Origin of the sequence: Bathymodiolus platifrons methanotrophic gill symbiont (assembly GCF_002189065.1) — a bacterium.
GTDB lineage: Bacteria > Pseudomonadota > Gammaproteobacteria > Methylococcales > Methylomonadaceae > Methyloprofundus.
Genome location: NZ_BDMN01000250.1, coordinates 1 through 12,076, shown reverse-complemented (window position 1 = coordinate 12,076; position 12,076 = coordinate 1). Strand labels below are relative to the sequence as shown.

The 12,076-nt window shown below is 39.1% G+C and carries 13 protein-coding genes; 12 read left to right on the top strand and 1 reads right to left on the bottom strand.

Annotation, left to right across the window (positions count from 1 at the left end; genetic code table 11):
- The 12 genes from CDZ78_RS22710 to CDZ78_RS23840 all read left to right on the top strand — a co-directional run.
- On the top strand, positions 1-199 hold a 199-nt coding region (locus CDZ78_RS22710; protein ID WP_211200771.1), incomplete at its 5' end, for a hypothetical protein.
- 256 nt (positions 200-455) lie between these two features.
- Positions 456-1,793, top strand: coding sequence for an alanine/glycine:cation symporter family protein (locus CDZ78_RS14030; protein ID WP_087870571.1), 1,338 nt, complete (start codon positions 456-458; stop codon positions 1,791-1,793).
- Between the two features lie 552 nt (positions 1,794-2,345).
- On the top strand, positions 2,346-2,843 hold the full coding sequence (locus CDZ78_RS14025; protein WP_087870570.1) for an OmpH/Skp family outer membrane protein: 498 nt from the start codon (positions 2,346-2,348) through the stop codon (positions 2,841-2,843).
- Between the two features lie 262 nt (positions 2,844-3,105).
- Positions 3,106-3,561 (top strand): 3-hydroxyacyl-ACP dehydratase FabZ, encoded by a 456-nt coding sequence (fabZ, locus tag CDZ78_RS14020; RefSeq protein WP_087870569.1) that lies wholly within the window; start codon positions 3,106-3,108, stop codon positions 3,559-3,561.
- Positions 3,554-4,324, top strand: coding sequence for an acyl-ACP--UDP-N-acetylglucosamine O-acyltransferase (gene lpxA, locus CDZ78_RS14015; RefSeq protein WP_087870568.1), 771 nt, complete (start codon positions 3,554-3,556; stop codon positions 4,322-4,324). Before fabZ ends, lpxA begins: the two co-directional genes overlap by 8 nt.
- A 14-nt stretch (positions 4,325-4,338) precedes the next feature.
- Complete coding sequence (rnhB, locus tag CDZ78_RS14010) at positions 4,339-4,908, top strand: ribonuclease HII (protein WP_087870567.1); 570 nt, start codon at positions 4,339-4,341, stop codon at positions 4,906-4,908.
- A 647-nt stretch (positions 4,909-5,555) separates the two neighbouring features.
- Positions 5,556-9,053, top strand: coding sequence for a DNA polymerase III subunit alpha (gene dnaE / locus CDZ78_RS14000; protein ID WP_087870565.1), 3,498 nt, complete (start codon positions 5,556-5,558; stop codon positions 9,051-9,053).
- Positions 9,028-9,663, top strand: a complete 636-nt coding sequence (locus CDZ78_RS13995) for a paraquat-inducible protein A (protein ID WP_087870564.1) — start codon at positions 9,028-9,030, stop codon at positions 9,661-9,663. Before dnaE ends, CDZ78_RS13995 begins: the two co-directional genes overlap by 26 nt.
- A gap of 120 nt (positions 9,664-9,783) precedes the next feature.
- A complete protein-coding gene (locus CDZ78_RS13990) occupies positions 9,784-11,016 on the top strand; it encodes an ISL3 family transposase (RefSeq protein ID WP_087868574.1) in 1,233 nt (410 codons plus the stop codon).
- A gap of 12 nt (positions 11,017-11,028) precedes the next feature.
- Complete coding sequence (locus tag CDZ78_RS13985) at positions 11,029-11,292, top strand: Clp protease/crotonase-like domain-containing protein (protein WP_087870563.1); 264 nt, start codon at positions 11,029-11,031, stop codon at positions 11,290-11,292.
- Between the two features lie 49 nt (positions 11,293-11,341).
- On the top strand, positions 11,342-11,731 hold the full coding sequence (locus CDZ78_RS13980; RefSeq protein ID WP_087870562.1) for a bacteriohemerythrin: 390 nt from the start codon (positions 11,342-11,344) through the stop codon (positions 11,729-11,731).
- 13 nt (positions 11,732-11,744) lie between these two features.
- Positions 11,745-11,876, top strand: a complete 132-nt coding sequence (locus CDZ78_RS23840; protein WP_280175586.1) for a hypothetical protein — start codon at positions 11,745-11,747, stop codon at positions 11,874-11,876.
- Between the two features lie 9 nt (positions 11,877-11,885).
- On the opposite strand, the gene CDZ78_RS13975 is transcribed toward CDZ78_RS23840, so the two are convergent.
- Positions 11,886-12,076, bottom strand: a 191-nt coding sequence (locus tag CDZ78_RS13975) for a transposase (RefSeq protein ID WP_140414072.1), incomplete at its 5' end; no start/stop codon positions are given.

The window sequence follows — 12,076 nt, the reverse complement described above, 5'->3', positions numbered from 1 at the left end:
CGAATTGCCCTGTCGCCTATCAGGGACTAAAAATCACCACTTCGCTAAGCTCCGTTTCCATGATTTTCAGCGATTGTCTATAACAAAAGTAAGCCGCAATGGGATTTTATGGATGAAAGTATTCCTGCTTTTGAAGAAATGCCGCCACCGGTTAAGTAATATCAACTATTACACTCAATTAGGGAAATGGAAAAATTAAACCATCCAAAATTAGACGACTAATTCAACTTGAAATTTCAGAGAAACTATAGCAGCTCTGAAAGGTACGCGATGCGCACCCTACCGCAATATTTCCTGTTAAGTGGGTAGTCGAAATTATCCACAAAGATTATTGAATCTAGCTTATTAACGTTTAAAAATTGGACGGTTATTTATTTCCGTCTCCCTTAGTTTGTATTAAAACCTAATTTCTCCACCCCGTAGCATTGAAATTTTTAAAGAAATAAGTGAGCATAATGGAACAATTAGAAACTATTTTGAATGAAATCAGCTCCCAGGTCTGGGGCGTATTTATGTTGGCAATGTTGTTAGGGATAGGTGTTTACTTAACATTCGGTTTAAAGTTTTTTACTTTTCGTAAAGTTACATCAGCCATAATTATGCTATGGCAAGGAAGAAAGTCTGATCAGGAAGGAGATATAACTCCATTCCAGGCTTTGATGACGGCATTATCAGCTACTATTGGAACTGGAAATATCGCAGGTGTCGCGACAGCTATAGCGTTAGGAGGTCCGGGGGCTGTATTCTGGATGTGGCTAACAGCATTATTTGGTATGGCGACTAAATATGCTGAGGCACTATTAGCCGTTGAATATCGTGAAACTGATGATCAGGGTCTACATGTTGGCGGCCCCATGTACTATATTAAAAATGGCCTGAAAGGAAAATGGAACTGGCTTGCTGTTGCGTTTGCATTTTTCGGTGCTTTTGCTGCATTTGGGATTGGTAATATGGTGCAGGCAAATTCAGTTGCTGATGCAGTTCAAACCTTGTTTCAAGTGCCACCTCTATATACCGCGATTATTTTAACTTTGCTTAGTGCGGTAGTTATTCTGGGGGGGATTAATCGTATTGCTGAGGTTGCTGCAGGACTGGTTCCAATTATGGCAATTAGTTATATTATTTGCGCTTTAGTAGTCATTTTTATGCATTACCAGGAAATTCCACACGCATTAGGTTTAATTCTTAAAGGGGCATTTTCTGGAACGGCTGCTGTAGGAGGTTTTACTGGTGCGGCTGTATGGGCAGCTATTAGGTTTGGTGTTGCACGAGGTATATTTTCAAATGAAGCTGGGCTTGGTAGTGCGCCCATAGCTCACGCGGCTGCAAAAACAAATGATCCTGTACAACAAGGCATGATAGCTATGCTAGGTACATTTATCGATACCATTCTGGTCTGCACGATGACAGCCCTGGTGATTATTCTGAGTGGAGCATGGTCTAGTGGTGTAAATGGCGCTGCTTTATCAACACTGGCGTTTGAAACCAGCCTACCGGGTATCGGAAGTTATGTGGTTGTTCTAGGTCTGGTGGTGTTTGCATTTACCACTATTCTAGGCTGGAGTTATTATGGAGAGCGTTGTGCTGAATATCTGTTTGGTACTAAAGTGATCTGGCCTTACCGTTTCTTATGGCTGTGTGCAATTCCAGTGGGTGCCATGAGTAAACTTACAATAGTCTGGTTAGTCGCAGATATTTTAAACGGTTTGATGGCTATTCCAAACCTTATAGCATTGGTATTATTGAGCCCGGTTATTTTTAGAATGACCTCCCATTATCTTCGTACTCAATAAACTAAATGTACAAACCAGTCTGAGATAGAAGCAAGAAATAATGTATGAATTATCTTGTAGGTATATGAACCTAATTAATTTTATCAATACTTCCTTGGGGTGATAGTGAAATTGTTATCTATAAATTCAGAACACCTGATCTCAGCATAATAAAATCAAAGCCTTATGGAAATTATCAAGATAATATAGTGAGACCATAATGCACAGTTTCATGCATCAGAACCAAGTTACATAATGTACCAATCACCCCGTCATACCCGCAGAGCCTTCGCTTGGGGTAGGCTCTGCCGGAATGACGAGGTATAAAATAGTATCAAGTAACTACCGCGAGTTCAGGTTATCTGAAATTCTGGGTTATAACTCTGTCTGTAGCTGTTTTAGTAAGTTGTCTCGCGATTAAATGGGGTTTGATAAGGGTGATTTATCTTCTGCGACAGCATTTAAGCAATAAATTTGATTAAATTCTCGGTGAAAGGCTCTCATTTTTTAATAGATACAGTTATAATGCGCCACTGAGTTTTGCTTTTTTGAATAGTGATATGGAGAATGTTAATGTTAAAAAGATTAGCTGTTTTTATGGGATTACTTATGATAAGTCAATTATCCCAGGCAGAAATTAAAATAGGAGTTGTCAACATACCACTGTTAATGGCAAATGCTCCGCAGGCTGCCGAGGCTAAAAAACGCTTAGAAAAAGAGTTTTCTCCTAAGGACAAACAATTAGTCGCGCAGCAAAAAGGCATTAAAAATTTAGAAGAAAGGCTGTCCAGAGATGGTCTTACGATGACAGAATCAAAAAAGCGCGACTTAGAACGTGAAATTATTTCTAAGCGTAGAGATGCTCAACGTGCGCAACAAGAATTTAAAGAAGATTTTAGTATTCGTCGGAATGAAGAATTAGGTAAAATGCAAAATAGAATCATCGAAGCAGTTAAAGCTTTAGCTGAAGAAGGTGATTACGATCTGTTGCTAACGGAAGGTGTTATCCATGCCAGCGACAAAGTGGATGTAACCGATAAAGTACAAGCGAAGCTCTCAACAGTGCCTTAACAGGATTTATTTTGCTCGCTGCTATACTTCGCGTGGCTGTGCGAAGTATACATACAGAAAATCTTTACTGATCCTAACTGGGCTCAAGAAGGATTTCTGAAAAGATAAAATACGAAACGTACTATAATTATTTAAGTTTTGTTTCGTTTTATTTCATGTTTTGAAATATGATTTATATAAAAATATCAGTAAATCCTGTCATTATTATCAATATAAATTTGTTTTAAAGTTTTAATTTAGTTAAGTTAAAAAGGTTGTTAAATTGGAAACAGTACTCGATATTAAACAGATTCAGGAATTTCTTCCTCATCGGTACCCATTTTTGTTGATTGATAAAGTCGTTGAATGTGAACCTGGTGTCAGGTTAGTAGGGGTCAAGAACGTGACCTATAATGAACCTTTTTTTCAGGGACATTTTCCACATATGTCGATTTTTCCTGGTGTTTTAATTCTTGAGGCATTAGCTCAGGCAACTGGTTTATTGGCTTCAGAAACATCACCTGATGAATTAGGTCATGGTATGACTTACTTTCTGACTGGAATTGATAAGGCAAAATTTAAACGTCCAGTAGTGCCTGGTGACCAGATAATGCTTGAAGCTGTCTTTGAAAGAAGTAGACGAAATATATGGTCATTTAATTGTACGGCAACAGTTGATGGTGAGTTTGTTGCCAGTGCTAATATTCGTTGCGCTGCGGTAGGTGATAAGATTGATTGACCCTAAAGCAATAGTTGATGTAAGCGCAGAGATAGCAGAAGATGTCGAAATAGGACCTTTTTCTATTATTGGTGCGGATGTCACTATTGATTCGGGGACTATCATAGGTCCTCATGTTGTCATGAAAGGGCCTGTGAAAGTTGGTAAAGATAACCATATCTACCAATTTACCTCAATTGGTGAAGACCCTCAGGATAAAAAATATGCAGATGAAAAAACCAGTTTAATTATTGGCGATAGAAATGTTATTCGTGAGTTTGCCACCCTGCATAGAGGTACATTACAGGACCATGCTGAAACACGCATAGGTAATGACAATCTTTTTATGGCCTACACTCACGTAGCTCATGATTGTGTTGTAGGCAATAATGTCATTATGGCAAATGGTGCTTCTTTAGCTGGACATGTACATCTTTGTGACAATTCTATATTAGGTGGTTTTACTTTAGTGCATCAATTTACTCAAATTGGTACATTTAGTTTTGCTGCGATGGGTAGTGCCATTACTCAGGATGTACCCCCTTATGTTATGGTTGGCGGACGCCCTACGCGCCCTCATGGTATTAACTCGGTAGGTATGGAACGTTCTGGAAGCAGTCCTGAAGCTACTCGCTTAATACGTAAAGCTTATAAAATTCTGTATAAAAATAACCTTCGTCTGGAAGACGCTATTGAAAAGATGGAAGATCTGGCAGGTGAGTGTGATGAAATCTCAAATATGGTGAGTTTTTTACGTAATGTTGCTCGCGGTATTTTACGCTGAGTCATAAGCCTGCTATGCCTCATTCGCAAATAATAGCGGGTGTTGATGAAGTAGGTAGAGGCTGTATTGTTGGGCCTGTTATTGCGGCTGCGGTTATTTTAGATCCTGAACGGCCTATTACTGGTTTAACTGATTCGAAAAAATTAACAGAAAGAAAGCGTGAACAGTTATCTTCTCTGATAAAACAACAATCTATAGCCTGGGTAATTGGCAGGGCTGAAGCTAGTGAAATAGATCAAATTAACATTCTGCAAGCCTCGTTACTTGCGATGCAACGAGCAGTAAACTCATTATCAGTACAACCAAGCTGGTTAAAAGTAGATGGTAATCAATATCCGGATAGTGAATGCCCCGGAGAAACTATTATCCAGGGGGATTTATTAGTAGCTGAAATTTCAGCAGCCTCTATTATTGCAAAAGTATATAGAGATGGGGAAATGGCTATATTAGATTCTCTTTACTCCGGTTATGAATTTTCCAGGCATAAAGGCTATCCAACTAAACTACATAAAGAAAAATTAACAGAGCTGGGAGTAAGTGAACAGCATCGTCGTACATTTGCACCTGTTAAGCTTATGTTGTAAAAACTCTTGAATAACAAAATTGTAAGTGATTGATTTTGTTATTCTATGGTTGGTGGTCGCAGAGCGCCCTAATTCGCTTCTAAGTAACAAAAGTACAAGTCTTTAAATATATAGTATTTTGTTACTTGAAGGTGGGCAGCCAGAAACTTGGCTTAAGATGCTGATTACAAGAAAATTTAACCACGAAAGACTCGAAAAAGACACGAAACTTTCGTTCCCAAACTCCGTTTGGGAATGCATGGCAAGTAAGCTCTGCTTACCAAAACTTTTCACAGCAGAGCTGCTGCTCCATGTATTTTCAAGCAAAGAGACTGTGAAAGTATTCAATAAAATCCCCCTCCTTAGTTAAGGAGGGGTTAGGGGAGGTTTGATATATTAAAACTAATCATACAATATCAATGAAATATGTGTTTATACGATCCCCCCTTCTCAAGGGGGGAGGCTAAAAACATATTCTTTCACAGCCTCGAAGTTTGGGAACAAGTCTGCAGTTTTATTAGTCTTTCTTTCGTGTTCTTCGTGACTTTCGTGGTTTATATCTTCTATGTAAGGTAGGTTATTTATTGCGAGTTAACTAAGCCAAAACCTGCGCCATACTTTCGGGTATTATTACCCCCTCGTTCCCTATTCGACCTTTGTGCTTGTTTATGCAGCCTGAATTTATCCATTTACGCTTACATTCTGAATATTCATTAGTAGATGGCATTGTTAAAATCAAGCCACTGATCAATACCGTAGCAGAAGCAGGCATGCCTGCAGTGGCTATTACTGATCAATCTAACCTCTTTTCTCTAGTCAAATTCTATCGTACGGCACTGGCCAAAGGTATTAAACCCATTGCCGGAGCTGATGTTCATATTTTTAGCCCGGATGATGCCTCTCAACCTTTTTGTCTGACTTTACTAGTTAAAAATAATGCCGGTTATGTTACTTTAACTGAATTAATATCAAGAGCTTATCAAGAAGGACAGCATCTTGGCGTTCCTATGCTGCGTCGTGAATGGATAGAGCAAAACCATGATGGTTTAATTGCCTTATCCGGTGCGATGGAAGGAGATATAGGCCAGGCTTTATTGGCTGATGACCAACCGCGAGCTAGAAAATTAGCACAATTCTGGAGTCAATTGTTCCCAGAATGCTTTTACTTAGAGATACAGCGTGTCGGCAGGAAACAAGAAGAACAGTATCTTGCTAGCGCAGTTTCTTTAGCGACAGAGTTGGATTTACCCGTTGTCGCAACAAATAATGTACGTTTTATAAAAAGCGAAAGTTTTGGCGCACATGAGGTGAGGGTATGTATTAATCAGGGGCGGGTAATTGATGATTCTCGTCGCCCTAAAGATTATACTGAACAGCAGTTTTTACGTAGTACTGAAGAGATGCAAGCGTTATTTGCAGATATACCTGAAGCTTTAGCGAATACGGTAGAAATAGCTAAACGATGTAATATCAAATTAACTTTAGGAAAAAACTTTTTACCTGATTTTCCTGTGCCCGAAGGAATGTCTCTGGATGAGTTTTTTATTGCTGAATCTGAGAAAGGCTTGAACGCTCGTATAGAAAAATATCCGGCAATAGGTAACGGTACATTAGAAGAAAATCGCATCGCTTATGATAAGCGATTAAAAATGGAACTGGATATCATCGTACAGATGGGTTTTCCAGGCTATTTTATGATTGTTGCTGATTTTATTCAGTGGGCAAAAGACAATACCATACCTGTAGGGCCGGGTCGTGGTTCTGGTGCTGGCTCTTTAGTTGCTTATGTACTCAATATCACTGACCTGGACCCAATAGAGTTTGATTTGCTGTTCGAGCGTTTTTTAAATCCTGAGCGAGTTTCCATGCCGGATTTTGACGTTGACTTCTGTATGGATCGTCGTGATGAAGTGATTGATTATGTAGCGCGGAATTATGGACGAGATAAGGTTTCGCAAATCATCACTTACGGTTCAATGGCTGCAAAAGCGGTTATCCGTGATGTTGGTCGGGTATTAGGTCACCCTTATAGCTTTGTCGATAGATTATCAAAACTGGTACCCTTTGAAATTGGAATGACATTGACTAAGGCTCTGTCTGATGTCGCTGAGTTCCAGGACTTGTATGATAATGATGCTGAAGTAAAAAACCTGATGGACATGGCACTTTCATTAGAAGGAACTGTTAGAAACGCAGGTAAACATGCCGGTGGTGTGGTCATTGCACCGACAAAACTGACTGATTTCTCGCCTTTGTATTGTGAACAAGGAGGAGGGAATTTAGTTACCCAGTTTGATAAGGATGATGTTGAAGCCGTTGGTTTAGTCAAGTTTGACTTTTTAGGTCTGCGCACACTAACGATCATCGATTGGGCGTTAAAGACGATTAATAAAAAACAGGTCGAATTAAATAAACCACTGATTGATATTACTCAAATTCCCCGAGATGATGCCGCGTCTTATGTGTTATTAAAAAACGCAGAAACAACGGCAGTCTTTCAGCTTGAATCTCGTGGTATGAAAGAGCTGATTAAAAAGTTAAAGCCTGATTGTTTTGACGATATTATTGCTCTTGTTGCCTTATTTAGGCCGGGTCCATTAGAGTCAGGCATGGTGGATGACTACATTAATGTCAAACATGGAGCTAAAGCTGAATATGCACACCCAATCCTGATTCCTGTTTTAGAGCCAACAAACGGTGTTATTTTATATCAAGAGCAGGTGATGCAGATTGCCCGTGAAATGGGTGGCTACACCCTAGGTGGAGCAGATTTATTGCGACGCGCCATGGGTAAGAAAAAAGTGGAGGAAATGGCACAACAACGGACCATTTTTACTAAAGGAGCCATTGCCAATGGTATAGATGAAGAAATAGCCACTTATGTCTTCGATTTAATGGAAAAATTTGCCGGGTATGGTTTTAATAAATCGCACTCAGCTGCTTATGCCCTAGTTGCTTATCAGACTGCCTGGTTAAAAGCCCACTATCCAGCAGCTTTTATGGCAGCAGTATTATCTGCTGATATGGATAATACCGATAAGATTGTTATCCTGATTGCTGAATGCCAGGATATGGAATTAACCGTGAGTTCGCCGAATATTAATATTTCTAATCTTAAATTTACCGTCAATGAGGGTGGTGAGATAGTTTATGGTATTGGTGCAATTAAAGGCGTGGGTGAAGCGGCAATAGAAGATTTGTTGCGTGAAAGAGAGGTTAACGGTCCTTTTGACGGCTTATATGATTTATGCAAACGCGTTGATTTGCGTAAAGTTAATCGCCGTGTTTTCGAAGCTCTAATTCGAGGTGGAGCCTTCGACATTTTTAACGAGAACCGGGCTAGTCATATGGCTGAATTACCTACCGCGTTAAGAGTTGCCGAACGGCATGTCAAAATGGCTGCAGTGGGGCAAAATGATTTGTTTGGGCTAGCCGTCAATGCAGAAAGCCAGGATGATGAAGTTAAGGATTACGCACATAAGGTGCCTGTCTGGCCAGAAAAAGAGCGCCTAGCCTATGAAAAACTAGCTCTGGGAATATTTCTAACAGGCCACCCGATCGATCAATATTGGTCAGAATTGCTGAATATTGTTCATGGCAGTATTGCTAAAACAATGGCCAATGTCGAAAACAGCCGGGGGAAAAGTGATGTTCGTCTAGCAGGCTTATTGATCGGCATGAGAACCCGACAAGATCGCAAAGGGCGCAATATGGGGTTTGCGACATTAGATGACAAAAGTGCGCGAGTCGATGTGGCAATCTATAGTGAAACTTTTGAGTTGTATAAAGATTTATTAACAACCGATGAAGTGTTGGTAGTTGAAGGCTCAGCCCGTATTGATGGTTATACTGGGCAGTTAAGTGTTACGGCAGAAAAAATATATAGCCTGGAGCAGGCAAGAGAAAGTTTTGCACGCTGTTTAATGCTGAATTGGGATAGTGTCGCAACAGCAAAAAAGACACCTGATTTTATACAGTGTTTGCAGGAAACATTACAACCTTTTTCTGGGGGGCAATGCATGCTGGTCATCAATTATCTTTCAACAACAGCTAAGGCAAGTATTCAATTAGGCGATGAGTGGCGTGTACACCCTACAGATGAATTAGTGCTACGCTTACAACGCATACTTAAACAAGATAATGCAACCAGTATCAAGTATAGATAAGCATACTCATCTCAGCGCCTGCCCAGAATGTGATTTATTACTAGATAATACTGATCAGGTGAAAGAGGGCTATATTAGCCAATGCCCCCGGTGTCAGTATGTAATCCAGCATCCTACCCGCTTATCTATAAGAAATAATTTTTTGTGTGTATTTACAGGCCTGGTGTTTTATTTTCCTGCGGTATTATTACCGATTATGAAATTTACTATGCTTGGTAATACTGAAGTCATGTCGATGATTAACTGCACACAAACTTTATTTTATACTGGTAACTGGGCAATTGGTTTTGTAGTTTTATTGACCATCATTTTGATTCCTTTGATAAAAATGATGCTGATTATTTTTATTACCTCGCGTATTTATTTTAAAGTGAAGAGTCAATATCTGGCCGCCAGTTTTAAATGGTATAACCGCCTTAACCATTGGGGTATGTTAGATATTTTTATGCTGGGTATTATTGTTTCAGCTATTAAATTAAATGATGATGCTGACTTAGAGGCTGGTGTAGGCCTGTATGCTTTTATTATTCTGCTATTTACCAGTGCATTACAAACACAATTATTAAATAAAAATTTGATCTGGACTTTAATAGAGCGACATGGAGAATAAACCTGATTCTGCATTGCAAAGCGGCTATTTATGTTGCCGTGTATGCGATAAGCTATTAGCACATAATGTACAAAATTTTGGCTCTATGTGAATCCTAGTGGGTAGTGCGATAATAATACCATGAATAATGAATCTTTATTTAGTATGGCTTTAGGCTTACAATCGCCTTGGAAAGTGGAAGAAATTATCTTTTCAAACGACAATATTTTAGAACAGAATGAACTTCATTTGCAGATAGGTTTTGAACCAGGCGCCCGTTTTGCTGATGAATCGGGGGTTCTCTGCCCAGTGCATGATACAGTCGATCGGCAATGGCAACACTTGAGCTTCTTTGAGCATTCTTGCTATCTACATTGCTCTGTTCCTCGCATCACAACAACGGACGGGAAAGTTCGTACTGTAGAAGTCCCTTGGGCTCGCCCCGGCAGTGGTTTCACTCTGCTATTTGAAGCCATGGCATGGGCACTGATTGAAAGAGAAATGCCCGTCAATCGGGTTGCTGAAATGTTAAAGGTGAATCCACAGCGAATCTGGACGATCTTTAATCACTGGATCGGCAAAGCTAAAATAGCGGATGATGTTTCATCCATTACTCAACTTGGTATAGATGAAACCTCCTCAAAAAAAGGTCACAAATATGTCACTTTAGGTGTCGATTTAGAAGAGTCTCGTGTTATTTTTGTCACTGAGGGTAAAGGTAAAGCCACTTTGCATAACCTTCAGGAACACCTTGAAAACAAAGGGGTAGAGAAAGAACAAATTGAACAAATAAGTATGGATCTATCGCCATCCTTCATTGCTGGAGCCGCAGAGGCTTTTCCATCAGCAGAGATAACCTTCGATCGGTTTCATGTTGTCAAATTATTAAATGAAGCAATGAATCAAGTCAGGATTAGTGAGCGTAAAGAGCATGATGCACTCAAAGGACACAAATATACTTTTTTAAGGAACCGAGAAAACTTAACCAATAAACAAGAAGTTTCATTAGCTGAAATGATTGACCTATATCCTACGTTAGGGCAGGCATATCGATTGAAAGAGCTTTTTAATGACTTATGGTCAATGCCCGATAAAGTATCGGCTGAAGCCTTTCTAAAGCAGTGGTGTGAAGAAGTAGAAAAATCTAAAATCTCAGCATTTATGAAGTTTGTAAAGACCGTTCGGAGCCATTGGTCTGGCATTATTCATTTCGTTGAAACAAAGATTACAAATGGAATTCTTGAGGGAATTAATAGCAAGGTCCAACTGGCCAAACGACGAGCAAGAGGTTATCGCAATATTAATAATTTTATCAATATGATTTACTTTCTTTGTGGTAAGTTAAAATTCGACTACCCACTAGGATTCACATAGAGCCATAAAAATATGGGGCAGCTTTTTGGTTCTGAATATTGGACTTATTTATTACCGAAACGTGTCGGTGAGAAAATGGCGGCTAGCTTAACCGAAGAACAAAGATTGCCTATTAGTGCCAAGAAAGCATGGCACATTGGTTTTGTTGATAAAGTGCTGGATAAAAATCATAAAATTTTTGTTGCTCAGGTGAAGCACTTAGCTAAGACATATATTGCCGATAAAGCCTTATTACAAAAAAACCTTATCGGAGAAAGCGGAAACTCGTTGTTTTGATGAAGCTAAAAAAGCACTTGCCTCTTATCGATAATTTGAACTAACGCAAATGCACGCTAACTTTTATGGCAATGACGCCTATCATCAGGCAAGAAAAAACTTTGTTTATAAAATCAGTGATAAACAAACACCAGAAAATATAGCTTTGCACCGGCGAAAAGATGGTTTAAGCAGTCAGCCTGGTTCAGGCAGTATGAGTCATTTTGTCTGGCAACAACAATATGAAATGGGTGATGATTTAATCGATAGCCAACATAAAAACTTATTTGACCTTGCAGAAAAACTAGTTTCTTCGCGCACTAAAAAGGAACTGCTACAAAATATTGAGCCTCTTTACCTGCATGTTAAAGAGCATTTTAGCGAGGAAGAAGCCTTAATGAAAAAGCTTAATTATTTTGCTTATAAAGAACATAAAAAAGAGCACAATAAGATTTTTTAAAAAATTAACCAATATGGAACACAAAATTAATGACGATAATTGGAATCAAAATGAAGTACAGGGTTTTGTAGCAGAATGGGGGAAGCATATTATTCATTCCGACATGAGACTTAATGCCTATATGCAACAACAGCAGGGTTTATAAATTTCGGCTCTATGTGAAATACAGTGGGTAGTCGAATTTTAACTTACCACAAAGAAAGTAAATCATATTGATAAAATTATTAATATTGCGATAACCTCTTGCTCGTCGTTTGGCCAGTTGGACCTTGCTATTAATTCCCTCAAGAATTCCATTTGTAATCTTTGTTTCAACGAAATGAATAATGCCAGACCAATGGCTCC

Bases quoted from the DNA above. Each gene is read 5' to 3' on its own strand.
- CDZ78_RS14030 (WP_087870571.1), top strand. From the start codon at position 456: ATGGAACAATTAGAAACTATTTTGAATGAAATCAGCTCCCAGGTCTGG.
- CDZ78_RS14025 (WP_087870570.1), top strand. From the start codon at position 2,346: ATGTTAAAAAGATTAGCTGTTTTTATGGGATTACTTATGATAAGTCAA.
- rnhB (WP_087870567.1), top strand. From the start codon at position 4,339: ATGCCTCATTCGCAAATAATAGCGGGTGTTGATGAAGTAGGTAGAGGC.
- dnaE (WP_087870565.1), top strand. From the start codon at position 5,556: ATGCAGCCTGAATTTATCCATTTACGCTTACATTCTGAATATTCATTA.
- CDZ78_RS13995 (WP_087870564.1), top strand. From the start codon at position 9,028: ATGCAACCAGTATCAAGTATAGATAAGCATACTCATCTCAGCGCCTGC.
- CDZ78_RS13990 (WP_087868574.1), top strand. From the start codon at position 9,784: ATGAATAATGAATCTTTATTTAGTATGGCTTTAGGCTTACAATCGCCT.
- CDZ78_RS13985 (WP_087870563.1), top strand. From the start codon at position 11,029: ATGGGGCAGCTTTTTGGTTCTGAATATTGGACTTATTTATTACCGAAA.
- CDZ78_RS13980 (WP_087870562.1), top strand. From the start codon at position 11,342: ATGCACGCTAACTTTTATGGCAATGACGCCTATCATCAGGCAAGAAAA.
- CDZ78_RS23840 (WP_280175586.1), top strand. From the start codon at position 11,745: ATGGAACACAAAATTAATGACGATAATTGGAATCAAAATGAAGTACAG.